General features: G+C 39.1%; 28 protein-coding genes. 18 read left to right on the top strand and 10 right to left on the bottom strand.

Features of this window, described 5'->3' with window-relative positions:
* Positions 1 to 114: 114 nt before the first annotated feature.
* Complete coding sequence (locus tag AA980_RS12400; RefSeq protein WP_024027327.1) at positions 115 to 1,416, bottom strand: NCS2 family permease; 1,302 nt, start codon at positions 1,414 to 1,416, stop codon at positions 115 to 117.
* Positions 1,417 to 1,665: 249 nt separating this feature from the next.
* Entirely contained in the window at positions 1,666 to 3,009 is a 1,344-nt protein-coding gene (locus AA980_RS12395) for a nucleobase:cation symporter-2 family protein (protein ID WP_024027328.1), read from the bottom strand.
* Positions 3,010 to 3,321: 312 nt separating this feature from the next.
* Here AA980_RS12395 and AA980_RS12390 point away from each other — a divergent pair, with 312 nt between their 5' ends.
* Together AA980_RS12390 and AA980_RS12385 are read left to right on the top strand one after the other, a co-directional pair.
* Entirely contained in the window at positions 3,322 to 4,299 is a 978-nt protein-coding gene (locus tag AA980_RS12390; RefSeq protein ID WP_024027329.1) for an aromatic ring-hydroxylating oxygenase subunit alpha, read from the top strand.
* A gap of 285 nt (positions 4,300 to 4,584) precedes the next feature.
* Positions 4,585 to 4,833: a hypothetical protein gene (locus tag AA980_RS12385; RefSeq protein WP_024027330.1), complete on the top strand. Its 249-nt coding sequence runs from the start codon at positions 4,585 to 4,587 to the stop codon at positions 4,831 to 4,833.
* 75 nt (positions 4,834 to 4,908) lie between these two features.
* Here the strand turns inward: AA980_RS12385 and AA980_RS12380 are convergent, their stop codons facing one another.
* Entirely contained in the window at positions 4,909 to 5,193 is a 285-nt protein-coding gene (locus AA980_RS12380) for a hypothetical protein (RefSeq protein ID WP_024027331.1), read from the bottom strand.
* A gap of 3 nt (positions 5,194 to 5,196) precedes the next feature.
* A complete protein-coding gene (locus AA980_RS12375; RefSeq protein WP_024027332.1) occupies positions 5,197 to 5,397 on the bottom strand; it encodes a hypothetical protein in 201 nt (66 codons plus the stop codon).
* Positions 5,398 to 5,584: 187 nt separating this feature from the next.
* Between AA980_RS12375 and AA980_RS25815 the strand changes: the two genes are divergently transcribed.
* Positions 5,585 to 6,082, top strand: a complete 498-nt coding sequence (locus AA980_RS25815; protein ID WP_024027333.1) for a hypothetical protein — start codon at positions 5,585 to 5,587, stop codon at positions 6,080 to 6,082.
* A 4-nt stretch (positions 6,083 to 6,086) separates the two neighbouring features.
* Here the strand turns inward: AA980_RS25815 and AA980_RS12365 are convergent, their stop codons facing one another.
* Complete coding sequence (locus AA980_RS12365; protein ID WP_024027334.1) at positions 6,087 to 6,470, bottom strand: hypothetical protein; 384 nt, start codon at positions 6,468 to 6,470, stop codon at positions 6,087 to 6,089.
* Positions 6,471 to 6,692: 222 nt separating this feature from the next.
* On the opposite strand from AA980_RS12365, the gene AA980_RS12360 reads away from it, so the two are divergent.
* The 6 genes from AA980_RS12360 (at position 6,693) to AA980_RS12335 (ending at position 12,439) form a co-directional block, all read left to right on the top strand.
* Positions 6,693 to 6,980: a hypothetical protein gene (locus AA980_RS12360; protein ID WP_024027335.1), complete on the top strand. Its 288-nt coding sequence runs from the start codon at positions 6,693 to 6,695 to the stop codon at positions 6,978 to 6,980.
* A 156-nt stretch (positions 6,981 to 7,136) separates the two neighbouring features.
* Positions 7,137 to 7,328, top strand: a complete 192-nt coding sequence (locus AA980_RS12355; protein WP_034723466.1) for a hypothetical protein — start codon at positions 7,137 to 7,139, stop codon at positions 7,326 to 7,328.
* A gap of 218 nt (positions 7,329 to 7,546) precedes the next feature.
* A complete protein-coding gene (locus AA980_RS12350) occupies positions 7,547 to 8,116 on the top strand; it encodes a TetR/AcrR family transcriptional regulator (RefSeq protein WP_024027337.1) in 570 nt (189 codons plus the stop codon).
* A gap of 55 nt (positions 8,117 to 8,171) precedes the next feature.
* Complete coding sequence (locus AA980_RS12345) at positions 8,172 to 9,110, top strand: SDR family NAD(P)-dependent oxidoreductase (protein ID WP_024027338.1); 939 nt, start codon at positions 8,172 to 8,174, stop codon at positions 9,108 to 9,110.
* A 229-nt stretch (positions 9,111 to 9,339) separates the two neighbouring features.
* Positions 9,340 to 10,200 (top strand): alpha/beta hydrolase, encoded by an 861-nt coding sequence (locus AA980_RS25810; protein ID WP_024027339.1) that lies wholly within the window; start codon positions 9,340 to 9,342, stop codon positions 10,198 to 10,200.
* A gap of 232 nt (positions 10,201 to 10,432) precedes the next feature.
* A complete protein-coding gene (locus tag AA980_RS12335) occupies positions 10,433 to 12,439 on the top strand; it encodes a catalase (protein WP_024027340.1) in 2,007 nt (668 codons plus the stop codon).
* Between the two features lie 102 nt (positions 12,440 to 12,541).
* On the opposite strand, the gene AA980_RS12330 is transcribed toward AA980_RS12335, so the two are convergent.
* On the bottom strand, positions 12,542 to 13,339 hold the full coding sequence (locus AA980_RS12330; RefSeq protein WP_024027341.1) for an AIM24 family protein: 798 nt from the start codon (positions 13,337 to 13,339) through the stop codon (positions 12,542 to 12,544).
* Between the two features lie 362 nt (positions 13,340 to 13,701).
* Here AA980_RS12330 and AA980_RS12325 point away from each other — a divergent pair, with 362 nt between their 5' ends.
* From AA980_RS12325 to AA980_RS12305, 5 genes are all read left to right on the top strand, one after another.
* Positions 13,702 to 14,703: a sensor domain-containing diguanylate cyclase gene (locus AA980_RS12325; protein ID WP_024027342.1), complete on the top strand. Its 1,002-nt coding sequence runs from the start codon at positions 13,702 to 13,704 to the stop codon at positions 14,701 to 14,703.
* Positions 14,704 to 14,870: 167 nt separating this feature from the next.
* Positions 14,871 to 16,055, top strand: coding sequence for a sulfite reductase subunit alpha (locus AA980_RS12320; RefSeq protein ID WP_024027343.1), 1,185 nt, complete (start codon positions 14,871 to 14,873; stop codon positions 16,053 to 16,055).
* Positions 16,056 to 16,360: 305 nt separating this feature from the next.
* Positions 16,361 to 17,566 (top strand): hypothetical protein, encoded by a 1,206-nt coding sequence (locus AA980_RS12315; RefSeq protein WP_024027344.1) that lies wholly within the window; start codon positions 16,361 to 16,363, stop codon positions 17,564 to 17,566.
* A gap of 173 nt (positions 17,567 to 17,739) precedes the next feature.
* The gene (locus AA980_RS12310) at positions 17,740 to 18,969 is read left to right on the top strand and encodes a Zn-dependent hydrolase (RefSeq protein WP_024027345.1); all 1,230 of its coding nucleotides are present in this window, start codon (positions 17,740 to 17,742) and stop codon (positions 18,967 to 18,969) included.
* Position 18,970: 1 nt separating this feature from the next.
* Positions 18,971 to 20,146 (top strand): amidohydrolase, encoded by a 1,176-nt coding sequence (locus AA980_RS12305; protein WP_024027346.1) that lies wholly within the window; start codon positions 18,971 to 18,973, stop codon positions 20,144 to 20,146.
* Between the two features lie 352 nt (positions 20,147 to 20,498).
* Here AA980_RS12305 and AA980_RS12300 read toward each other — a convergent pair whose 3' ends face one another.
* Positions 20,499 to 20,939 (bottom strand): YtoQ family protein, encoded by a 441-nt coding sequence (locus AA980_RS12300; protein ID WP_024027347.1) that lies wholly within the window; start codon positions 20,937 to 20,939, stop codon positions 20,499 to 20,501.
* Positions 20,940 to 21,013: 74 nt separating this feature from the next.
* Between AA980_RS12300 and AA980_RS27245 the strand changes: the two genes are divergently transcribed.
* The gene (locus tag AA980_RS27245) at positions 21,014 to 21,154 is read left to right on the top strand and encodes a hypothetical protein (RefSeq protein WP_156351164.1); all 141 of its coding nucleotides are present in this window, start codon (positions 21,014 to 21,016) and stop codon (positions 21,152 to 21,154) included.
* A 40-nt stretch (positions 21,155 to 21,194) separates the two neighbouring features.
* On the opposite strand, the gene AA980_RS12295 is transcribed toward AA980_RS27245, so the two are convergent.
* The 3 genes from AA980_RS12295 to AA980_RS12285 all read right to left on the bottom strand — a co-directional run bounded on the left by AA980_RS12295 (position 21,195) and on the right by AA980_RS12285 (position 24,098).
* Positions 21,195 to 21,737: an NADPH-dependent FMN reductase gene (locus tag AA980_RS12295; RefSeq protein WP_024027348.1), complete on the bottom strand. Its 543-nt coding sequence runs from the start codon at positions 21,735 to 21,737 to the stop codon at positions 21,195 to 21,197.
* A 695-nt stretch (positions 21,738 to 22,432) separates the two neighbouring features.
* Positions 22,433 to 22,972, bottom strand: coding sequence for a VanZ family protein (locus AA980_RS12290; protein ID WP_024027349.1), 540 nt, complete (start codon positions 22,970 to 22,972; stop codon positions 22,433 to 22,435).
* A 229-nt stretch (positions 22,973 to 23,201) separates the two neighbouring features.
* Positions 23,202 to 24,098: an RCC1 domain-containing protein gene (locus AA980_RS12285; RefSeq protein WP_024027350.1), complete on the bottom strand. Its 897-nt coding sequence runs from the start codon at positions 24,096 to 24,098 to the stop codon at positions 23,202 to 23,204.
* Between the two features lie 194 nt (positions 24,099 to 24,292).
* Here AA980_RS12285 and AA980_RS12280 point away from each other — a divergent pair, with 194 nt between their 5' ends.
* The 3 genes from AA980_RS12280 to AA980_RS12275 all read left to right on the top strand — a co-directional run bounded on the left by AA980_RS12280 (position 24,293) and on the right by AA980_RS12275 (position 25,966).
* Positions 24,293 to 24,967, top strand: a complete 675-nt coding sequence (locus tag AA980_RS12280; protein ID WP_024027351.1) for a uracil-DNA glycosylase — start codon at positions 24,293 to 24,295, stop codon at positions 24,965 to 24,967.
* Positions 24,946 to 25,089, top strand: coding sequence for a hypothetical protein (locus tag AA980_RS27240; RefSeq protein WP_156351165.1), 144 nt, complete (start codon positions 24,946 to 24,948; stop codon positions 25,087 to 25,089). The genes AA980_RS12280 and AA980_RS27240 overlap by 22 nt, the downstream gene beginning before the upstream one ends.
* A 379-nt stretch (positions 25,090 to 25,468) precedes the next feature.
* Positions 25,469 to 25,966 (top strand): DoxX family protein, encoded by a 498-nt coding sequence (locus AA980_RS12275; protein WP_024027352.1) that lies wholly within the window; start codon positions 25,469 to 25,471, stop codon positions 25,964 to 25,966.
* Positions 25,967 to 26,067: the final 101 nt, after the last annotated feature.

Raw genomic sequence — 26,067 nt, 5'->3', positions numbered from 1 at the left:
TTCTTTAACACAGCCTTATTTTAAGTAAAATGCACTATTGTGGCGTTACCATTATTAATACAATAAAAGGTGCCTGGCCCCCATTCACGTTCAATGGGGTCAGGCACCGTCTTTTTAATGCTGCAGGAATGCCAGTTGATAAAAAAACAACAGCGCAAACAAGTAAAGCAGTGGATGGACTTCACGCCATTTTCCTTTGACTACCTTTAGCAGCGGGTAGCTAATGAAACCGAGGGCGATACCCGTTGAAATGCTGGATGTAAGCGGCATGCTTAGGATAATTAAGAATGCCGGGAAGGCTTCTTCAAGTTTGTCCCAGCGGATTTTTGAGATGCTGCCCATCATTAAGCTGCCGACAATAATGAGAGCTGGTGCGGTAATCGCAGAAAGACCCGATACTGCACCAACAAGCGGCCCAAAGAAGGCCGATAATAAAAATAGAATCGCAACCGTTAAAGAGGTTAAACCAGTTCGACCTCCGGCTGCGACGCCTGAAGTCGACTCAATAAAAGCAGTTGTCGGGCTCGTTCCAAACATTGCGCCAATGGTAGTACCAATCGAATCGGAAAGCAAGGCTTTGCGGGCACGCGGTAATTTGTCGTTCTTCATTAACCCCGCCTGATTCGCGACACCAATCATGGTGCCGGTTGTGTCAAAAATCGTGACAAGAATGAAGGAAAATACAACGGTATAAAGGCTGTGCTGAATGACATCTGTCAGCGCCGTTATTGGATTGGCAACAATTAGTCCCTCGGGAAGGGAGGGAACCGACATAAATCCTTTGTCGAAGGAAAGTTGGTTGGTAAAGTAGGCGATTAAGGCCGTAATAACCATTCCGAAAAATAAGGCACCATTCACGCCAAGCACCATTAATACAAGGGTGACGGCTAGTCCAACAAGCGCCAGAATTACTTCCGGGGAGTGAAGGTCTCCCAAAGTGACTAAATTGGTCGGATGAGCCGTAATTATCTTTGTAAGGCGCAGGCCGATAAAAGCAATAAATAAGCCAATCCCTGCCGTAATCCCGTGTTTCAGGTTTTCCGGGATAGCCTCCATTAATTTTTCTCGAAACGTAGTTAACGATAAAATGACAAAGATAATCCCAGCAACAAAAACAGCTGCAAAGGCCGTTTGGTAGGTGATTCCTTGATGGGCTCCGACAACGGAATAGGCAAAGTACGCGTTAAGTCCCATTCCCGGAGCGATAGCGATGGGGTAATTAGCAAAAAGTGCCATCCAAAGTGTAGCAACAACAGAGGCAATAATGGTCGCTGTGAAAACTTGTTCAAACGGAACGCCTGCATCAGAGAGAATAATCGGGTTAACAACCACAATATATACCATGGTGAAAAAGGTTGTGATTCCGGCAATTAATTCCGTTTTTGTATTTGTTTGATTTTCTTTTAACTTAAACATCAATGTTTCCTCCAAAATACGAACTATTTTTTAAGAACCTATATATATTATTCGTTTTTAGATAAAAATTCAATAGTTAAATGTTATTTTACCCAATTTGATGGGGTTTATTATGGGGGGGCTTAGCTTACGCTGGGTGTCAGGCACCCTTTTCATGAAGGACAAAATTAATCAAGGCGAACAGTGTCTGACACTGTTCGCCTTGATTTAAAGGATAATTAAGATCTATTTTAGTGTGGATACCACTGACTATGTTAATGATTCTTGATTTGCTGAGGCTGTTTTTCTTCGTTCTTGTGGGATAATTAGATTTAGAATTACCGTGGCGATCGCCCCAACAGCTGTTCCGGAAGATAAGATATAATTTGCAAAGTCCGGGACACTGTTTAGAATTTCTTTGGGAAGAACCATAGTACCAACTGTTAAGAGGATAGGTACCCCAATTACCATCATATTGCGGTCATCAATGACAACACGCTGGATGACCTTTAATCCGTTCATGACAATTGCTACACAAACGACACCGAAAATTCCATTGATCACTGGTTGGGGAACGCATGTAATAACAGCTGATAATTTAGGGATTAAGCCCAATGCGACTAGTATAATTCCTGCACTGATGATGGCCATTCTGCTTGCTACTCCAGTAATAGCAATGATTCCTGCGTTGGAGGAATACCCAGTCATAGGGGTTCCTCCGAAAAGCGAACCTACGAAACAGCCAATTCCTTCACCGACAGATGCTCGGTTCAATCTCTTTTCATCTAATTCACTGCCAGTTACAGTTGATACTACGAACCATGTCCCGGTGGTCTCAATTAAGATAACCAAATAGATAAATATCATTGTTACTATTGCTTGTAAATTAAATATAGGTTTCCCGAATGGAAAAAGACTAGGAAAGGAAACCCAAGATGCCTCTTTTACAGAGGAGAAATCAATGGTTCCAAAAAGTGATGCCGTAATGGTCCCAGCGATAATGGCAAGGATGACAGAAACTAAGCGGAAAAATGTGCCATACCCTTTTTTCTTTCGACCAAGAAGAATACAAATGATTAACACTGCAGCAGAAACAAACGCAATCAATACATTGTGTCCTACGTTTCCGGGTGCACTATAAATGCTTGTAAATGCACTTGGCATTAAGGAGATCCCTACAATGACAATAACCGTTCCTCCGACTAGCGGCGGGATAATTTTATGAACAGCTTTAGAAAACCATTTTAACGGGTATCCAAGGACGGCAATAATTAATGCACCAGGAAGAAGGCTCCCAAAAACGGCTCCCAATCCAAGCTTGCCTCCAATTGCGGCCAAAGCACCTATCGGGACATAGGAGGGCCCCTGAACTACCGGCAACCGCAGGCCGCCAATTGTTTGAATAAGTGTCGCAAGTCCTGCTGCTAGAAAACACATTTGAATGAAAAACGTAGTATTCATCGAATCTAGCGAAAGTAATCCAGCAATGATGATGGGAGCAATATACAGATCCATCGCAAGTACATGCTGCATACCAAGCAAAAAGGCCTTACTATAACTAATTTTTTCATCGATGTTTACAACAATGTTCGTGTTTTGCCCTCTTTGTTCCACGGGAATATTCCCCTCCATTTAATATATATTTTAAAAATAACAAACGGAATACAAGGAAAAATAGCATTAAATCATAAAGGATAAGTGAATCTTTAGGTGTTTTTCGCTAATCTTTTTCATTTTGTAATTTGATTATCACTATCGATATAGTTAAAACTATACTTGCATTATAAAGAAGGATTACCTAGATGTAAACATCTGAATACGTATATTAAAAATGTTTTTCAAAAAAATGTTCGTGTTTTTTATTGACTATTTATAAAAGGCTTCATAGAATATAGGTATCATAGGAATTATGAAAGGAAGTTCATAATGATATTGGAAGATAACGTTTTACGCAGTGATTGGATCGTTGTTTGTAAGATAGATGACGTGAAAGAAGAGCCAATGCAAGTTACGGTAATGGGTGAGAGGATTGTCCTCTTCCGAAATGAAGAAGGCATCCATGCCTTTAAGGACTTATGTATCCATCGCGGTGCTGCTCTTTCCCTAGGCTGCGTGAAAGACGGAAATCTCGTATGTCCTTACCATGGCTGGGAATATAATTCTGAAGGTACATGTACAAAAATTCCACAGCTCCCTGAAGGAAGATCGATTCCTTTAAAAGCAAAGGCAATAAAATATTTATGTAAAGAAGCGTATGGATTCGTATGGATTAATCTTAATAATAACAATCCGGAATTCTTCTCGTATCCTCAATATAACGATGCGATTTACAGAAATGTATTGTGGGGACCACAGGAAGTAAATGCTAATCCGCCAAGAATCGTCGAGAACTTTCTTGATGTTGGTCATCTTTCCTTTATACATGAAGGATTTCTTGGGGTTCAGGAGCATCCAGTTATTAATGATTATCATGTTCATTCGGAAGCAGACAGGATTTACTCTGATGAAATCGCCGTATTTCAGCCAGACCCGGATGGCACCGGACAATCTAAGGATGTTTTTTATACCTATGAAATTATCCGGCCACTGACAGTTCTTTTCACTAAAAGAGACCCGGATACTGAGAATGAGATGAAGATACTGCTAACAATCCTTCCAATTGCTGAATGTAAGTCCATTGCCTATGGAGTTATGTCGTTTAACTATGAAACTGGTACAAGTAACGAGGAAATTATCGAGTTTCAAGATATGATTTTCGCACAGGATAAGCCAATCGTCGAAAACCAGAAACCGGAGGAATTACCTCTTGATTTACAAGTAGAACTTTCATTGAAATGTGATCGGATGAGTATTGCCTATCGACAATATTTAAAAAAACTCGGCGTTACACTTGGGACGGAATAAATTTTAAAAAGGTGCCTGCCCCCTGCAGCGATAAAGATTTAATACGCTGGGGGTCGGGCACCGATTTTCTTTCCACAACTCAACATTTGAGTGAAGTGAAATCTACGGTTTCCTGTATGGTCTATATCATTTTTCAATCAATAACAATCAGGGGATATGGGAAGTGGAACCCAATCCTGAAAAAAAGTGAAAGAAAGCTGTCCAAAGTCCCCTCATTCACAGAAGAAAATTTAAAACATAAGATGGATTACAGAAAAGAATGAGAAAAAAGGGGAGGACTATGGAGTGCCTTCAGTCATTAATTTAGGAATATTTAATGTTAACTCTCCACAGCCCAGCGCAGCCATCTTTATTGGTGAATCGATTGTTACCGGGATGGATGCTAATAGAAAATATAATTTAGGCTTCGGGGGTATTTATGGATTTGGAAATGTGCAGGCCGGCAACTTAGTCAATAATATAGATAGCTTTGAGGTCATAGACGGGGCAATCTTTGACAATGATATTAAACCAAATTTTGGTCCGAATATATAATGATTTGAACGATATACCTCAATCCATCTCTATGGCCAAGTTTTGGATTGAAGAAAAAAACAACAAACCCTGATTTTAACTGGGGTTTGTTGTTTTTTCTTGTCGGTCCTTTTCTTCCATTTGTTCTTGTTTGATTCCTTTCTTTTTCTTCGGGACGCGCTCATAATTGGTTAATGAGGCAGTAGCATGATCAAAGGTGTTTCGATCTCCGTGGATATTCCCTAAGCCCTGGTTATGTTTTTTGCTGCTCTTGAAGTCCTCAATAAAATTGTTTCCGATACTAAAGCAAGAAGCTTCCTCAATGGTCCCGATTTTGATGGTCCCGATATGAAAGGTCGGGGATAAAATGGGGGAAGACATGAACTATTCATCCTCCCATGTTTCTTTGTTTTTCACCCAACAATTATAGGTTAACTTATTTTCATTTCCCGACAGGGTTCCAACCGCTTCATTTATCGTCGTTTCACAAGAAAAATGTTTGTGTCGGTTTTTTTCACCAATGAAAATACCGGCAGCTGTTTTCATTTGATCAACGGTAATATTCCCGAATGTTATTTCAATCATATGCAGGATCTCCTTTCTTATCTTTAGTAGCTTATTCAATGATTTGGGCGTTTGACACCTTTGTTTGCTATTTCTTAGGCGATCGTCACCATCCTAAATCCAAACACATAAGGTATATTAAATAGAAGGAAAGATGTATAGGAACGAGACATGAACAAGATCTTAACGGAAACGTGGTGATCAGGATATGAAAAATTCGTCACAATTTAATTTTATCGGAGATATCAATGTCCAAACGATGCAAAGGCAATGTGGTATTTTTATCGGGGAAGAAAATAATGCCATCGGCTGGAGTACCCATGGTAAAGAAAATAATGTGATTGGCGGGATTAGTGGTCAGTCTAATCTTCTCTTTCAAAATGTTTCTATTCTCAATGATCCTGATGTTATCGATACTCCCATTGATGACCGTGATATTAATATTTCATTTGAGAATCCTATGGAAGATGCTTCGAGCATCACGCTTGGATCCGTAAATGTCAATACGATGGAGCAAAATAGCTCTGTATTCCTTGGAAATTCTCATGTGACGGGGATGGACGCCAATGAAAAAGTGAATTTTTCACAAGGTGCTATATTTGGAAATCAAAATCAGTTGTTAAATAATTCAAATACAAACAATGACCAAGATTTTATAGATGGCATAATGGAGGATCAAGATATCAAGATTGCTAATTTAAGGTAAAAACTCAATTATTGCTGAAACGATAACCTTTGGCTGTTTTGGTTATTTTTTTTTGAGTTGATTCGTTAGTTTCTGACATTGTTGTTTGCTTCGCCTTTTCTTTATCCATTTTTAAAATGTAAGGGTGGGAAAGGTCTTCCGTGCTTCCAATATTATTTCCAATAATAAGTTTGCCACTCAACTCGTCAATTTCTAGATTGTCCAGTCGGAAAATAATGTTTTCTAAATAATCAATTTGGACATGCTCAAATTGGATGTTTTTACCATTCTCCTCCTTTTGTTTTTGCTCAAGCAGTTCAATAATTCGATCTAATTTATTGAGAAGAAGAGAGTCTATTTTATTTTCTTTTTCGATCTGTTTCTTTTTAAAAGAAAAAAATTTAAACATAAACTCCCTCCAAACGGATAAATGGGGGAACTTAAAATCAATAGGAGTCCGTCCATTTTCCGCTTTTTGCATGATTATGTACAGGCTGCATTTTTCGTATCGCTTAAGACACCTTTTTTTAATTTATGCGGTGGATAGTAGACATATTCCGGTGCCTGACATTGCCTAGAGGGAATGATTTAAACCAGTTTAATTTGTCTAGAATGGTAGTGAGGTGGTTTGATGAAATTTCTATTAATCTTCGGCAGTTTTTTTGCACCAGGTCTCATGTTCTTTGCGATGAAAATCAAGCCTAAATTACGTCTGGTTTTTAATTTATGCGCCATAGTATCTGCACTAGTTTTTGGGAATATTTCCTCTCTCGCCATATACGAGATTATTAAAGATAAAACCGTATTCATGACCAATATCCATGGTATATTCCTGAACCCACTTTTCTTACTAACGGGCGCCTATTTGGGTATATATTTTATCAATCGAATGGTGCTATGGGTAGTAGATGAAAGATAGAGAAGTGTGCCTTAATACTAATGCCTGAGCCCCGATTTTCTATTCAACTAACTATGAAAGCCCGCTTGTATGAATAAAATGGCCATGTATAAAAAACATACAATTATTTGTGCTATACTTGGGGAACAAATTGGGTTCGGAAAGGAGTTAAATATTTTGAAGTATATTAAATCGCAAATGCAACAGCTAATCAAGGATAATAAAGAATTGCATACACGCTTAAAAGAGTTGAAGGTAGAACATGGCCTTGAAAAGAATAATGCCCTCAAGGCTTTGTATCATTCAGAAGTTGCAGACGGGGGAAAGTACCAGTTAGCCTACCAAGCACTTGACCAACCGAAAAAGTAGACGTACTTAAGTACAAAAAGAGCATCTGTGAAAAAAATATAATTTGAAGAAGAAGAATGCAGGAGGCTTTACCATTCCGGGGCGTGACTAGGCACGGAAATTGAAGGAGATTGCTTTATTGAACAGAATTCCCTCGAAAAGATAATGGTAATTCTTTACAAGTGGTGAAAAATACGGTATAATCTTAATTAACCAGTGGTCAATTAAGGAGGAGGAACATGTCGCCGCGAAAGTCTGTCCAGAAAGAATTAACACGAGAAATGATTATGGATGCTGCAAGGGACTTATTTGTAAGCAAAGGCTACCAGCATGTTTCCATGAGGCAAATTGCGAAAGAACTTGGTTATAGCCATGGATCTATCTATTATCATTTTAAGAATAAAGCTGAGTTATTTTATGCCTTAGTGGAGAAGCATTTTGAGCTGCTTGATCAAAAGCTTCATGATGTACTCAAGCAAAAACTTGATCAAAAAGAAAAGCTTAAACAAATTCTAGTCGGATATATACAATTTGGTCTCAATCATCAAAGTCACTATGAGATTATGTTTTTAATCAAGGATGAAGAAGTCAGGAATTTTATCAATCAGGGGGGGAATAGGAGCTACGAAAACTTTGCCCAGAGTGTTTCCCTTTTAAGCGGGAAGGAGTTAAAGGTACAGGAAATATGGTTATTGTTTTTGTCCCTTCATGGGTTTGTCACCCACTATTGCCGGATTGTGAACAGTTATGAAGAGGTAAGGGGTCTGGCAGAAGCTCATGCTGATTTTTTATTAAAATCAATTCATTAATTTTTTTTGAATTTAATTGAACGATGGTCAATTAATTGATGGGGAGGAATTAATTATGAAAAAGGCATTAGTTTTAGGCGCATCAGGTGGAATGGGGTATTCGATTGTGAAGGAATTATCGGCTAGAGGGATTTCGGTGATTGCTTTTGCCCGAACAAGGTCTAAATTGGAAAAATCGTTTGCGGCGGATTCCAAGGTTACGATTTTTCCAGGAGATCTCTTTAAGCTTGACGATTTACGGGAAGCCGCCAAAGGTGTAGATGTCATTTTTCACGCGGCGAACATTCCGTATGAAGAGTGGGAAGCAAAACTGCAAGGTTTAATCAGTAATATATTGACTGTCGCAAAGGAGGAATCAGTAAAACTAGCTATGGTTGATAATATTTACGCCTATGGAAGAGCAGCCGGAAAGAAAGTGAATGAACTTTCACCGAAAAACCCACATACGAAAAAAGGGAAAGTCCGTCTTCAAGTAGAAACAACAATTAAGGATTCATCTGTTCCAACTTTAATCGCCCACTTTCCAGACTTTTATGGACCCAATGCGGAAAACACGCTTTTGCACCATACACTAAAGGATATCGTAAGGAACAAGAAATCCCGTTACGTTGGAGACCAAAAGATTGCCAGAGAATTTATTTTCACTCCTGATGGAGCTAAAGCAATTATCAACCTGGCCTTGAATGATGAAGCTTATGGGCAAAATTGGAATATACCCGGCTATGGCGTCATTTCGGGCGAAGAGTTAATTGAAACACTCAGACAAATTCGAAATTATGATAAAAAGGTTTCGACCATAACCAAAAATATGATTCGGTTCCTTGGTTTGTTTAATGCGGGAATGCGTGAAGTGGTTGAAATGTTCTACTTAAATGAAGAGCCTGTTGTGTTGGATGGACAGAAATATGAAAGGTTTATTGGTCCTATACCCAGAACCCCTTATAAAGAAGGTTTGGAGAGAACGCTGAAGTATATGATCTCCCCTGAAAACTAACCCAAAATTCCTGTGCCAAAAGCTTCCTATCCAAATATTTCTTCAGCTTGGGTGCCTGATCCCCAGTATGTTAAAGCTTTGACGCATCGAGAGTCAGGCACCTATTTTATGTTACTTTTGCATTGATTTATACTAAAATGAACTTAACAAGCTTTCTAAACGGGATAAGTATTTTAGACAAGGACAAATACATTTTTTACGATCGTTAGCATCAGGAGGATTACTTGGAATGATAACAGAAGGGAAATTTAATGGTGTCGATGGAATAGAGCTATTTTTTCGAGTGATCGAACCATTAACCGCTCCAAAAGCAGCAGTTATAGTTGTGCACGGACATGGAGACCACAGTGGGGGGCTGCGAAATATTAGTGCAAGCCTGGTTGATAAAGAATATATTGTGTATGCCTTTGATTTGCGCGGTCATGGAAAAAGCGCTGGGAAAAGGGGATATATACAGTCTTGGGATGAATTTAGAGGAGATTTACACGAGTTTCGTAAGCTCGTTTCTCTCGATCAGCCCGAATTGCCCTTGTATATCGTAGGACATAGCATTGGCGGTCTGATTACTCTTGAATATGCTTTGGAACATAGTGCAGGTATTTCAGGAATTATGGCGATTTCGCCTGCCATCTCATATGAAGTAACACCATTTGAGCAATTGGGTATAAGCCTAATGGGTAAGATTAAACCAGACTATAGGATCAAAAAACCGGGCAGGATTCGATTGCTAAAGAAAAAATCAGCGATGCAGGCAAAATACGAATCTGACAGTTTACGTCACAATTTCGTGACCCCTGGTTTAGGACGCAGCTTAATCGAAGCTGTTTCACGGGTGGTAAATAAAGCACCGTCGATTACCCTGCCAATTTTATTGCAATACGGTCTGGATGATAAAATTACTCCCCCAACAAAGCTGCGCCACTTCTTTAACCTTGTTTCCTCATCGGATAAACAGCTATATGAGTACCGTTCAGCTAGGCATCGTCCGTTTGATGAAGTAGGAAAAGAGAAGCCTTTAAGCGATTTAGTCGACTGGTTAGATCAACAGCTTGATAAACAACAAAAGGTGACTTGCAGAGAGTTTGGTTAAAGGGGCAAGCTGACTAGTGATTCAATGATTAACGTAGCTACATTTTAACACACTGTCGGCAATGTATTTCTGATGTAGGGTTTTATTGGAGAGAAAAATTGAGCTTTCAACCTTTCATAGATATTAAAATGTTTTATTACTGGTATAAGGGGTATCGAGAAGAGTGGGTAATTAATTTTACCTGCTTTTTTCTTTTTTAACAGGTACATATTTTCGTTAGGAGGTTTATTTTATGGAAAATAAGAAGGCAGTACAATTAAAGAAATTTACCATCGATAACGAAGAACAAGCCGGCTTAACGACTAACCAAGGATTAAGAATGGCGGAGGATGAATTTTCATTAAAAGCTGGTTTAAGAGGCCCTACCATGATGGAGGATTTTCATTTTCGAGAAAAAATGACGCATTTTGACCATGAACGAATCCCAGAACGTGTTGTTCATGCACGCGGAGTGGGGGCACATGGCATCTTTCAGCTCTATGAATCTTTATCCGAATATACGAAAGCTGATTTTCTAAATGACACCTCTAAAATAACCCCGGTATTTGTACGTATTTCCACCGTACAGGGCTCGAGAGGGTCAAGCGATACCGTCCGAGACGTCCGTGGATTTGCGACCAAATTCTATACGGATGAAGGCAACTTTGATTTAGTTGGTAATAATATGCCTGTTTTCTTTATCCAAGATGGAATTAAATTCCCTGACCTTGTACACGCTCTAAAACCTGAGCCTCACAATGAAATTCCTCAAGGGGCCAGCGCCCACGATACGTTTTGGGATTTTATTGGCCAAAATCCTGAATCAGCCCATATGATTCTGTGGTTAATGAGTGACCGCGCTATCCCGCGGAGTTTACGCATGATGGAAGGCTTTGGTGTCCATACGTTCCGACTTATCAACGCTGATGGTAAGGCACATTTTGTGAAGTTTCACTGGAAACCTCTACTCGGCATCCATTCTCAAGTCTGGGACGAGGCACAAAGGACTGCCGGTAAAAATCCTGACTTTCACCGACAAGATTTATTTGAAGCAATTGAGAAAGGTGATTTTCCTGAATGGGAGCTAGGTATACAAGTGATTGCTGAAGAAGATGAATTCAACTTTGATTTTGATATTTTAGATCCGACAAAATTATGGCCAGAAGAAGAAGTCCCTGTAAAAATCGTTGGCAAAATGACATTAAACCGTAATGTCAATAACTTCTTTGCAGAAACAGAACAAGTCGCTTTTCATCCTGGACATGTTGTGCCGGGGATCGATTTTTCCAATGATCCTCTGTTACAAGGACGTTTATTTTCTTATACGGATACGCAGCTTTCCCGACTTGGAGGGCCCAACTTCCATCAAATTCCGATTAATCAACCGGTGTGTCCTTTCCATAACAATCAACGGGATGGAATGCACCAAATGACGATTCATCATGGTCAAACAAGCTACCATCGGAACGGTTTAAATGCCAATCAACCTGAACCTGTGCCAGTTGAACTGGGCGGTTATGATCATTATCAAGAAAAAATCGACGGGCGAAAAATTAGGGGCCGCAGTGATAGTTTCCTAGACTTTTACTCGCAAGCGAAGTTATTCTATAACAGTCTCGCTCCCTTTGAACAAGAACATTTAATAGCTGCATGTAGCTTTGAACTTGGCAAATGCAAATCAGACTTGGTAAAAAATAATGCTGTGGCCTTGTTCAATCATATCGATCGGCAACTGGCCAAAGAAGTTGCCGAAAACATAGGCGCCGAACTTCCTGAAGAAAATCTTGAAGTCAAATCCGATAAAAAATCGCCTGCCCTTAGCATGGCAAACACGGTTAGCAAGCCTGATACAAAATCTGTGGCAATTTTGCTAAATGGTGAACCCGCTAATGAAAAATTAACAGAATGGGTTAAAACGTTAGCACAATATAATATAAATTATAGTATTATCGCTAAAAAGATCCATCCCATTAATACTGTACTAAAAGTGACAGATACCTTTGATACAGCAGATTCTAGTCTTTTTGATGCAGCATTATTGATCAGCACAGAGCCTGAAATTGAAACACCTGTATTGGAATTCATTGAAATCACCTTCAAACATTTTAAATCATTGGCCTTAGCTTTAAGTAATAACCAAGCATTGGAGCAAAGTCGTGTCCATTTAAACACGGCTGGTGTGTACGATTTAACACAAGCAGACATTCACCAATTTGTTGAAGGGATTGGACAAGGCCGTTTTTGGGAACGCCAACTATGAAGATTTTTTAAATATAGAATATAGTTCATTATAAGAACGGTGCCTGACACCCGATGCAATTATGCTTTTTTACATTGGGGGACTGGCACCGTTCTATGTTTTTTATTTTGACGATGGTGTTGTGTTAAAAACATGACTTAACTTTTCATAAACGGGTAATGTCGGTGCGATAATCACTTTCCCGGTACCTCTAAATGTTTGAAGCAGACCCTCGCCGGAAGCAACAGAGCCGAAAATGCTTTTTGTTGATTTTTCAACGGAAAAATCAATGTTTCCGAGCCGGAATAGCGTGAAATTCCCGTCTACTTGAACCATTTCATTTTGAAGTTCAAACTCCACTAGTTCCTCTTCCGGAACAGGGATTTCAAATAGGCAAAATCCGCTTCCAGATACTTTTGTTTGAAATAATCCTTCACCGCCAGCAATGGCTGAGGAAACATTTTTCATTGCCTGAACAGAAACTGATACGCTCGATTCACAGCAATAAAAGAGACCTTTATCCGCAGTAATTTCTTCGTTATTAAGTTCTACGATCATAAAGTGTTTAAAACTTGGTTCCAAGTAAATAATCCCGCTGCCCTGGTATTGTGGTTTAATCATCGATTCTTTGGCTAAAACACTGGAGGCTAATCCTTTTAAAAGCCCTTTTGCACCAGTTCCTCCTAAACTTTTTAACGTAATATTCCCTTTCATAAACTGCAGTGCACCGGATTCAGCTGTAAGGGAGCTGTTTTTTAGTGTAACCCTAACTTGTCTTAGTTTAATATTTGTTTTTTGCGCAAAATATAGCTTTTCGGCAACAGAAAAATTATCATTTCCGCCTAAATTCTGATATTCTAAAACCTCAATTTTTATATTTTGATTTTCGACGAAACTAACCACTTGATATGCTTCAGACATCTCAATTTCTCCTTTTTCACTTTTTATGTATTTTGAGTAAATTTCCTAAACTATTTGCCAAAGAGTTCTCCTTTAAAAATCAATTTTTATAGATATGTAAATTATACATAATGATGGATGTACGTCACAATATTTGGAAATGGGGGTGAAAGAAATATTCCCACTAATCTGTCAAATAGGAAGTAAATCATGACAACAAAAATTAAACAGTAATACACAGTAAAGTTCAGTAAATTGAAAAGGTTGTAAGGGAAATTTAAAGGAAACTTAGTTATACTTAAAGGTATATAGTAATATTTACCCATGGAACAATCCTAAATGTTGGAGGAGCACATGTACAAAGTTGAGATGAAAACAAACATATGAATATCGTGATAATTAAAAGATTGATCGCCATATTCAAGAGAATTACTCGTAGTCATAAGAAAGATTATGAAAAAAGATACTTTGATACCTTAAAAAATCTTCAAGATTTAAAATTTGCCTTGGATGAGTCTAATCTTGTTCAAATAGTGGATAAACATGCGAATATCTTATATGCCAATGACAAATTTTGTCGTCTCTCCGAGTATTCCTTTCAGGAACTCGAAGGAAAAAACATGCGGATGCTAAACAGTAATTTTCATTCAACGGAATTTTTTAAAGATCTTTGGACTACCGTAACTCAAGGTAGAGTATGGAGTGGGGAGATGCGGAATAAAACAAAAACCGGCAAATACTTTTGGGTCAATACAACAATTGTTCCATTTTTGGACAAAGATAAAAAGCCATTTCAATATATTGTTATTCGAAACGACATTACTAAAAGCAAAGAAAATGAGAAAAAACTGGAATACTTATCAAATGTGGACGGTTTAACAGCGCTGTATAATCGGAGATACTTCGATAGCATGCTCGATTATTATTGGGAAACTTTATCCCAAAAGCAGAATTCGCTATCAGTAATATTATTTGATGTGGATTATTTTAAATGCTTCAACGATACCTATGGCCATATATTGGGAGATCAATGTTTAATTGACATATCCCATCAAGTCAAGGATTGCCTGAGTCTCTATGAGGCAGTATGTGCAAGATATGGAGGCGAAGAATTTGCGATCATCTTACCGGAGAAAGATTTACATGAAGCTTATTTGCTAGCGGAAAAAATTCGGTTAAGGGTTGAGCAGCTGAACATTCCCCATGAACTGTCTATAAAAAGCAAGTGGGTAACATTAAGTCTTGGAGTGGCTTCTATCATACCAAATCAAGTAATGAAGCCGAAAGAATTATTGAAATCTGCTGATAGAGCTTTATATCAAGCGAAAGATAATGGAAGAAATACTGTGGCACTTAATGATGAGAAACTGTTTTGCTTACATTGATATCCTCAAATTTTTATGAATTATAGATTGATAGAGGCATTGGTAATGGAAATGGTAAAATACTAAATACCGGCCCAATGGTCTCCGGGAAAAAAAGTTAAAAAGGTCACACCAGATTCCCCGTGCCAATGTTATTATATATGTATCACTTTTGGAGGTTAAGAAATATGCAAATAACTTTAGATAACCCTAAAACTGCCCTAAAAGACAAACTGGTTCAAACAACATTTTCACGAACAAATCCTTTTCAGGCAAAGATTCTTAAAAATATAAATATAAACGGAGCTGGCTCTAGTAAAGAAACGAGGCATATTGAGTTATCACTAGAAGGGTCGGGACTCTCTTATGTCCCTGGTGATGCCCTTGGGATCGTCCCTTCTAATGATCCAGAACTTGTTGCGTCTATTCTTGAGGAAATGCACTGGGATGAAGATGCGGTAGTAACCATCAATAAGCAAGGGGAGACACTTCCACTAAAGGAAGCGTTAACCACCTACTTTGAAATTACACTGTTATCAAAAAAGGTTTTACAGCAGGCAGCTGCATTTACAGAAAATGCAGAGTTACAAAAGCTTCTGCTGGTTGAAAATGTGATCCAACTGAAAGAATATTGCTATGGGCGTGATTTGCTTGATATGTTACGTGCATTCGGTCCATGGAATGCGACAGCACAAGAAATCGTCTCTTTATTAAGAAAAATGACGCCGCGCCTCTATTCGATTGCAAGCAGCATTACTGCTAATCCAGATGAAGTTCATTTAACCATCGGTGCTGTGCGCTACTCTGCTCATGGACGCGTACGTAAAGGGGTTTGCTCTGTATTATGTGCTGAACGTGTAAACGAAGGAGATACGCTTCCAGTCTTTGTTCAAGCAAATAAACACTTTTATCTACCAGAGTCTCATGAAAATGATATTATTATGGTTGGTCCTGGGACAGGTATAGCACCATTCCGTTCCTTTATCCAGGAACGTGCAGTGAATAAGGCAACAGGCCGGTCATGGCTATTTTTTGGAGACCAGCATGCTGACTCCGACTTCCTTTATCAAGAAGAGTTGGAAAAATTTCAACAAGATGGGGTACTGACAAAACTAGATGCTGCCTTCTCCCGAGACACAGCTCAAAAGGTTTATGTTCAACATAAAATACTGGAACATAGTAAAGAACTGTTTGATTGGCTTGAAAAAGGCGCTTATTTCTACGTTTGTGGGGATAAGGAATATATGGCTAAAGACGTCCATGAAACGCTTATTAACGTGATTGAAAAAGAAGGAGCGATGAGTCGCGATGCAGCAGAGGCGTATCTAAAAGATATGCAAAAGCAAGGGCGTTATCAACGTGATGTATATTAAAAGGTAAAAGTAAAAATCAAGGCTTGAGGAAACTGATCCTCAAGCCTTTTTTGGTTCATTAATTTTTGAGGGTCCCTATGGTCTCCGAAGTGTAATGGGGGCATTTTTTCATTTATATTAAAAAATTTTAATATTATCTTAAAATAATTAAATATTGAATTTGGTAACAAAAAGGTTTCTGAAAACGATTACAGAAAAATTTTAATAGTTGCAATTGACAGAATAATAAAACTATATTACTATCTTAATATAAATTAAACCTTCGTAACACGAAAAATATATCATAGAAAGTGAAGGTAATCGTTATGTCACAAATGCTAGCTTTAGTCATTGTTGTACTTATTCTATTAATTGGGGACTGGGTAGCGGTACGAACCAAAGCCTGGGTGCCCTCAATCTTTATCTCAGCCGTTTTATTTCTTATTGGTTATTGGACATTCTTTCCTAAGGAAATCGTTTCAGTAGCAGGGATACCGCCGGTTGTTGCAACCATGCTGATGTACCTGCTTATTACGAATATGGGAACATTGCTTTCTCTAAAGGAATTGAAGGAACAATGGAAAACCATTGTCATAGCCCTTTCGGGGATTTTAGGAATCATTGCACTATTGTTTGGGATTGGGACCTTTATTTATGGGTTTGAAACAATTGTTGTTGCCATCCCACCATTGGTTGGCGGTGTAGTATCGGCGCTGATTATGTCTGAGGGGGCCAAGGAAGCGGGCCTCGCATCCCTATCGGTGTTCGCTATCGTCATCTACGTTATGCAGGGGTTTGCAGGATATCCACTTACCTCAATCATGTTGAAAAAAGAAGGGAAAAGACTTCTTACTCAATATCGCCAAGGAGATATGGCAGTTAAAGGCCAACCGGAAGCGGCTGCAGAAGTATCAGCATCAGTTGAATCAGCTAAACCGGAGCTTAAGCTATTTAAAAGGCTGCCTGATAAATACAACACCGAGTACTTTAAGTTTTTTAGACTTGCTTTAGTTGCCTTTCTTGCCTACTTGGTTTCCACTCTATTGGCACCTATTGTTTCCATTAGCCCGTTTGTTCTTTGCTTATTGTTTGGGATTATTGCAAAAAGCATTGGTTTTCTGGAGAAGCAAGTCTTACAAAAGGCAAATGCATTTGGTTTTGCCTTAATGGGTCTTATGCTGTTTGTATTTGATGGGTTAAAACAAGCAACACCAAGCATGATGCTGGAAATTATTTATCCGCTAGTGGGTACAATTGTGATTGGTGTAATCGGAATGTACATCTTCTCCTTTATTGCAGGTAAAATCCTGAAGGTAAGCAAAGAAATGGCATTCGCAGTGTCCTTAACAGCCTTATATGGATTTCCCGCTGATTACATCATCACAAACGAAGTAATCAAATCATTAACAAACGATGAGAAGGAAAAAGAGATGCTGACAAGCCGCATGCTTCCGCCAATGCTGGTCGGCGGGTTCATCACCGTTACGATTGTATCGGTTTTACTGGCAGGCATCTTTGTGAAATTTTTATAAGAAAAGCGGAAGCGCCCTGGTCAGCTGCGTATGGCCTGGAGCGCTCCAACTGAGATAAAGGAAACACGAAGAGCCGGAGGCGATTCGATGTTGACTTATCGTAGGGCGGAGAGCGAAGGACACTAGCCGCTAGGGCGCTGGAGCTAGACATATATAATAAAGAGGCGATTTGAATGAAGACCCTTCAACTACGAATTGAAGAACATATTAATAAATTAAGTCAGTTTACAGCCACACCGGGAAAAGGGACTACGAGGCTGACTTATAGTAACGAAGACAGGCAGGCACGGGATTATATAATTGATAAAATGAAGGAATACGGTTTAGCGGTCCATGAAGATGGATTGGGTAACATTTTCGGAAAGCTGGAAGGTACGCTAAAGGATGCGCCGAGCGTTCTAATCGGTTCCCATTTTGATTCTGTTCCAAATGGAGGCTCTTATGACGGCCCCGCAGGTGTAGTCGCAGGGCTTGAAGTGGCTGCACTTTTTGCTGAAAAACAATTAACACCCAAATACCCTTTAGAAATTATTGCCCTTATTGAGGAAGAAGGAGCGCGATTCGGCGGCGGTTTGATGGGTTCAAGAGGTATTACCGGTTTGCTTAGTGAGGATGATTTTAAAAATTTAAGGGACAAAGATGGGATCTCCACAGAAGAAGCGATGGTGAAAATCGGTTTGGACCCATCGTTTCCTAAAAAAAGAGATCCCAAAACGATTAAGGCATTCCTGGAAATGCATATCGAACAGGGGCCAATTCTCGAGGAAAAAAATATACCGATTGGCGTAGTAGAGGCTATTGTCGGGCTGACCCAATTTGAAGTAACCGTAGAAGGTCAGGCAGGACATGCGGGTACGACTCCGATGGATCGCCGTTCGGATGCACTTGTGACCGCTGCTAAGATGATTGCTCAATTTCCTGGCCTCGCCATCGAAGAAGGGGAAGGAACCGTAATTACAACGGGGAAATTGAATGTTTTCCCAAACGGTGCAAACGTCATCCCAAAAAAGACTGTTTTTACAGTAGATATACGTTCCGGCAAGGAAGAACATATCCAAAATGTCATCCGGAATCTGAACAAACTAATAGAATCATATAGCACGAATGGAATTAAGATTACGGCTGTACAGCAGTTATTTATGCAGCCAAAAGCCATGAACCAAGAAATTGTCGCTCTTATGAAACAGATCAGCAGTGCATTGGAAACACCGTATTGTTCAATTAACAGCGGAGCCGGTCATGATGCCATGGTGTTTTCTGATGTTACGGATGTAGGGATGTTGTTCATTCCAAGTAAAGATGGACTGAGCCATTGTCCCGAGGAATGGTCAGATTCTAAGCATATCGCAAATGCCGTACAGATATTTTTTGAAACAGCTAAGAAACTAACGGAGGCGAAATAACATGATTAATGAAAAAATAAAACAAGCAATTCAACAATATAGTGAGGAATTAACAGCCATTCGGAGAAAGCTTCATAGTGAGCCTGAGTTATCCTGGGAAGAAGAAAACACAACCGCTTTTGTCTGCGACTATCTTGAAAATCTAGGAATCTCTTATCGAAGTGCTGTGCCCACAGGTGTCATTGCCACAATCGAAGGAGGAAAGTCAGGGAAAACAGTAGCCTTAAGAGGAGATATGGATGCCTTATCAGTGGAAGAATTGAATAAGGATCTGCCATATGCATCAAAAACTGAAGGGAAAATGCATGCATGCGGCCATGACGCCCATACAGCGATGCTCTTGATTGCTGCCAAAGCATTAAATGAAAGCAAGGAAGATCTACCCGGCAATGTCCGGTTATTGTTCCAGCCTGCTGAAGAGGTAGCAGAAGGAGCGAAAGCGTTCGTAAAGCAAGGGGCTGTTGAAGGGGTAGATAACGTCTTCGGTATTCATATTTGGTCGCAAATGCCGACAAACAAGGTTTCTTGTCCAGCGGGGCCATCCTTTGCGTCAGCTGATCTCTTTACGGTAACCTTCAAAGGAAGAGGCGGCCATGGAGCACTGCCGCATGCTTGTATTGATGCAGCGATTGTAGCCTCATCGTTTGTGATGAATGTGCAAACAATTGTTTCGAGAACGGTTGATACCCTTAATCCTGCTGTTCTAACCGTTGGAAAAATGACAGTCGGTACCCGCTTCAATGTTATTGCTGAAAATGCGGTAATTGAGGGAACTGTCCGCTGCTTTGACCCTGAAACAAGAGATCATATTGAAACACAGCTCAAGCATTATGCAGAACAGGTCGCGGCTATGTACGGTGCAACAGCAAAAGTGGACTATATCCGTGGTACCCAGGCTGTTAATAACGATGAGTACAGTGCTAAATTGGTTCAAAAGGTGGCTGCAGAGGCATTCGGCGCAGATGCTGTCTATTTTGAAAAGCCGACAATGGGCGGCGAGGATTTCAGCGAATATATGGCTGAAGTACCCGGTAGTTTCGCACTTGTGGGCAGCGGTAATCCTGAAAAGGATACAGAGTGGGCACACCATCATGGTAAATTCAACATCGACGAAGACGCACTCGTTACCGGTGCGGAATTATACGCACAATATGCTTGGGCTTATTTACATGAATAAGGCTGGTGCCTGACCCCAAGGCTTTAAACTATATGGAATCAGGCGGATATTTCCAAATCCGGGACGTGACTGGGCATTGGAACCCATTTTTAAAAGAGAAGTTAAAAGAAAACTTCTCTTTGTTTGGCAGATAGGAAAGTAAACTTTCCTATCTGGCATAAGTGCAACTGCGCCTTTGTTAAAATGCCTCCAAGAATGAGAAGAACCTTCAAGTGCTTACATTTAGAACCGTCCCCATGGGTCTATTTTGGGTGCTTATTAATATAAGTATCTCCAACTTTAAGTAATTTTTTTGTTCTTTGGTTGCCTTGCACCCTGAAAGATGTTGCCTGACCCTAGTGACTCAAAATCATTATTCAAAAAGGTACCTTATTACATCCAAGGCTTGATCAACCGTTTCGACAGTTACATTCGCTTTATTGGAAAGTTCTTTTAATGGATGAATTAATGATTCAGGTCTGATGATTATGGTAGGTTTATTCATTGCAATTGCTGTGCTAGCATCCATTGCTGTATTCCATTGCTTATATTTTTCGCCAAATAGGGCAATGACTATATCTGATTTTTGCATTAATACCTGTGTTCTGAAATTGTTAATATCGGAGGCGGCACCATCCTTATATAAATTTCCTGGTTGCTTCCCCAGAATTTCTTCGCCGATATTGTCTGAGCGTTCATGGTTTGTTTGAGGTGCGACAAATACTAACGGAAGATTTTTTTCCTTTGCCTTTTTCTTTACGTCTTCTCTCCAAGTATCGTGAATTTGTCCGGCTAAATAAACTGTTAATTCCATCATGATTCCTCCAAAATTAATTTGTTCTCACTCTATATTATAAAATTTTATAAGACTTTCAAAGGGAGCATTTGGTGGAGGATGCGGTTGAACTGGTGATTCATCGTTCGATCCATGCTGGCGGCCTGGCACCATTTAATTATGAAACCGTATATTTTGGCTGCAATCGAATCGTTCCTTGTCATTCACCTGTAGCAAAAAAAGGGCTGTTCTGAATCCAGTGAAAACTGGAATCAGGACAGCCCCGATATATAATTATTGAAAATTCTTCATCCAAGTCGTGAAGTTGTCAATCACAGTGTCTAAAAACTTCACTGTTCCTTCGTCTGTTAGGTTGCCTTCACTATCGAATTTCGTATGTGCCGCACCTACATATACTTCGTTGCCAATGAGTACAGGAGAAGCAACTCCGCCAGCAAATAAAATATCACGTAAATGCATTTGCGCTTTCACCGTTCCTAAATTTCCCATTGAAGCACCCATCACAATCGATGGTTTCCCAATCATCACTTTATCTACTCGAGATAACCAATCAATTGCGTTTACTAAAACGCCCGGAACTGTTCCGTTATATTCAGGTGTTACCCATAAAACAGCGTCCGCTGCTTTTACTTGTGCCTTGAAATCAACAACCTCTTGTGGTGGTTCATTTTCGATATCTTGATTGTACATAGGAATCTCATTTAAAGATAAAATTTCAAGATCGAATTTGTTAATATAGCGAGATTTAATATACTCAGCTAATTTTTTGTTTAATGATTCCTTGCGAATACTACCAATAATTGCTACCACTTTCATATATACTGCCTCCAAATGTTTTTGTTGAATTGCTTGGAATAATTTTTTTATTCTTTAAAGTAACACAGTATTTATAGTATCTCAAACGAATGAAATTATAAATTAATTTGCTCTTCCAATGCGTACCATGAAAAAAATTGAAGTAAAAGAGCAAAAAGTTATTAGGGTTAGGAGACGAATCCAATGAAAATTGTTATGCAGGAAGGGTTTACCAATTGTGACCAGGATGAGGAATCAGCATGGTTTGATAAATAAGCGGAGAAATTTCTCTTATTTAGGAAAAAGCACTGAAAATAGCTAAAATAGACGGAAGGATTCCGACTATTGACTTGAAAAACGTGAAAATGGGTAATTTTGCTTTGCTTAATCGGAAAACCTCCGCTTATTTTAAATATCACTGGTTACAAAATTAAGAATAAGACTTTATCTTAACGCATAACTCGCTATGCTTCATTATATAAAAAAACTGAAAAGGTAACAAAAAACTGGAGGTTCAGAATTACGATTTGAAGGATTTTGAAAAATAATAAAGCCTAATCCCACCGTACTTTTGGCAAGAAATTAGGCTTATGATCTTCCACATTCACCCCGATTACAATATAAAATTCCTGAAAGTAAAGCCCCAACATGTCAATAATTTACAATCATTGTCAATCCATGTTCCGTTAGTAATGTCCGATGTTTCAATTCATCTATTAGCCATAATTCCCGTACCTAATAACACCAAAAATTAATAACACCACTAATGCAAAAATGCATATTGTTCCGATTGAAGCTAAAATATTTAGGATTTTATTTGCTTTTGTACTAAACAGCTTACAAAATACAATATAAACCCCAACTCCAATCATTCCACCTAATGTATTTCCCATAAGGTCAGTAATATCGCTAGCTCCTATAGCAAAGATAAATTGCAATACTTCAAATAACAAACTAACTCCCGCTATCGGTATAATCTTTTTCAAGAAAGACTTACTTGGTTTAAGCATACTGATATAAATTCCAAATGGGATAAATGCAAATACGTTTAAGATAATTTCGCCAATATCTATTTGATCGTTTTTAATAACTGGACCAGCAAAAGGGATTAAGTTGATTTCCCTAAAATCCGCGAAATGACGCAAGTCTTGAAGTGAAAATTGCATTTTAAAGAGTATAATCCATGTTAATACAACTAAATATACGATCAACAAGCCAGCAGTTATTTTATTTTGATTATTTTTTGATCTTTCCATATAAATCCACCTACTTACAATCTAAGCTTTTATCCTACTTTACAATTGAATCCTAACATTTTTCTAGAAATAATAATATTTATTAGTGAATGTTTCTTTAAAAGAGAGATCGCTAATATTGTTCAATTCATATCAAATTAGAAAAATAAATGCTATTACACAAAAAGTGTTCTCTGAAGCAATGCTTCTTAACACGTTCAGTAATTAGCTGGTTTATTGTTATTAAAAACTAATTGACGGGTAGTTGGATGTCGCTCCAGCTGCTTACATCGCATTGGCCATATTCATTATCACCCACTGCAACTACCGTGCCGTCCGATTTGAGCCCGACAGTGTGGGCACACCCTGCTGCAATCGCCACGATATCGCCCCAACCATTTACATTACACTGGCCATACTTATTATCACCCACCGCAGCCACGGTACCATCCGATTTAAGACCGATTGTATGATAACTACCCGCCGCAATCGCCACAATACCGCGCCAGCCGCTTACATCACATTGGCCATGTTTATTCAAACCCACAGCAGTCACAGTACCGTCCGATTTAAGGGCAATTGTATGGAGGTAACCTGCTGCGACCCCTACAATATCGAACCAGCCGCTTACATTGCATTGGCGATATCGATTATTACCCACAGCCGTCACCGTGCCGTCTGATTTAAGGCCAATGGTATGCCAGTCACCCGCTGCGACCGCCACAATATCATGCCAGCCGCTTACATTGCATTGACCTTCATTATTTCGCCCCACTGCTACCACTGTGTCATCCGATTTAAGCCCAATGGTATGACGCCAACCCGCTGCAACTCCCACAATATCGCACCAGTCGTTTACATCGCATTGGTTATGCTTATTCCACCCCACTGCCGCCACAGTACTGTCAGATTTTAGTCCAATTGTATGAGCATTACCCGTGTTTGTTGCCATATGAACATTACCAGCTGCGACCGCCACCATATCACGCCAGCCGTTTACATCACATTGGCCATATTTATTATCACCCACAGCCGTTACCGTGCCGTTCGATTTAAGCCCAACTGTATGACGACGACCCGCCGCAATGGTATCTTTAGGCCACCGTTTCAACTCTAACACCCCGTCTTTCGGTGAATAGAAATCCATGTTTTACCTCCTTGAATATAAGCTTCTTTCCATTTATCTGACAAGTATATGCAACTTAATGATTGCTCGTCAAATGGAAGAACTGTATGGTTGTGATAAAGGAAGTTATTAAATTTTTCCTTTTAGTTTATTCCATATAATGAGTTAATCCAAAAATTGAATGAATTTCAACAATAGAAATGAGAGTGGAAGAAATGGCTATTTTGAAAAATGATTGGGCACCATTGCTTGAAGAAGAATTTGAGAAACCCTATTACCAGCGATTAAGGAAAATACTGCTCGAAGAATACCAAACAAAAGTGGTTTTTCCGGAGCAAAATGATATCTATAATGCACTGCATTTTACTTCATATAACGAAACCAAAGTAGTCATTATTGGTCAAGACCCTTATCATGGACCAGGACAGGCCCATGGATTAAGTTTTTCAGTTAAACCAGGTGTACGGATTCCTCCATCATTGAAAAATATTTTTAAGGAGCTGCAAACAGATTTGGGATGCCAGGTCCCTAATAATGGGTACCTGGTAAAATGGGCGAAGCAGGGAGTCATGATGTTGAATGCGGTTTTAACCGTGCGTGCAGGAAGTCCAAACTCACATAAAGGCCTCGGTTGGGAAGAGTTTACTGATAAAGTCATTGAAGAATTGAATCAAAGAGAGAAACCAGTTGTTTTTATCCTTTGGGGAAATTTCGCACAACAAAAACAACAACTCATCACTTCATCAAGGCATTTCATCATAAAGTCGCCACATCCCAGCCCATTTTCCGCCAATAAGGGCTTTTTTGGGAGTAAACCATTTTCCCGAACCAATGCGATTTTACGCGATTTAGGGATGGAGGAAATTGATTGGCAGATACCAAATTTATAGAATGGGCTTCATTCAACTTTCTTGATACTGGCTGCAACGATAAAACGTATCAGATAAAGTTTGAATACGATGGAAAAAAGGCAGAATCAGAGATTGCCATTTTTATAGGTGATCCTACTTGAATTACAACCATGCAGCTGAAGTAGGGACAGTTTCTTCTTTGTTGTTGTAGATAACGGACTTACAGTAAATAAAGTGTAGGTACAAAAACTGGGGGAATGCAGCCTCCAGTTTTTTTATATTTACTTTTATCTGCTCGATTAAACCTACTGTTCACATTTTAATCATATTTTTAACATTAATATGTAAAAAAACTGTGAAAGTCGTTGCCATTTGAATACAAACTGAGTATATTTAAAGTGTAGAGAAGATAGTGAAAAAGATCACAAACTTCACTACAAAAACCAGCTGGCTGATTATCCCCTCAACGAAAGGGAACACAAAAATTTTTTTCAATAAACTTGTGAAATATTTCACAAGTACTAATAGGAGATGATTGTGATGAGATGGTACAAAACCCCTCTAGCAGCAGTTGTGTGGACAGTTTTACGTATATGGCTTGGCTTACAATGGATTGAGGCAGGTATTCATAAAATAACAGGCGGATTTGATGCTGCTGGATTCCTAAAAGGTGCTCTTGCAAATGCAACAGGTGATCATCCAGCAGTACAAGGATGGTATGCTGAGTTCTTACAACAATTTGCAATGCCAAACGTTCATATCTTCAACGTATTAATACCTTGGGGAGAGTTGCTTGTTGGTATTGGTTTAATCGTCGGTCTAGCAACAATTCCAGCTTTAATTGCCGGAGCCTTCATGAACTTAAACTTTATGCTAGCAGGTACAACAAGCACTAATCCAATACTTTATACAGCAGCAATAATTCTCTTATTCGCAGGAGCCGGTGCTTATTACTTTGGACTTGACCGATTTACAGTTCCTTTTATCAAAGGCTATTTCAGAAAGGGTCATGGTAAAACTGCTGGAATTACTCGATAGCCGTTATGATTTCAAATAGCGTAACTTAATAATCATGAAAAATCAGGCAATCACTTAGACTGCCTGATTTTTATTTTACTATTATATAGACATCAGAAGAA

This window comes from Neobacillus vireti (genome assembly GCF_001026695.1).
GTDB lineage: Bacteria > Bacillota > Bacilli > Bacillales > Cytobacillaceae > Neobacillus > Neobacillus vireti.
The sequence above is the reverse complement of the archived record's forward strand: the minus strand, read 5'-3'. Positions and strand labels throughout refer to the sequence as shown.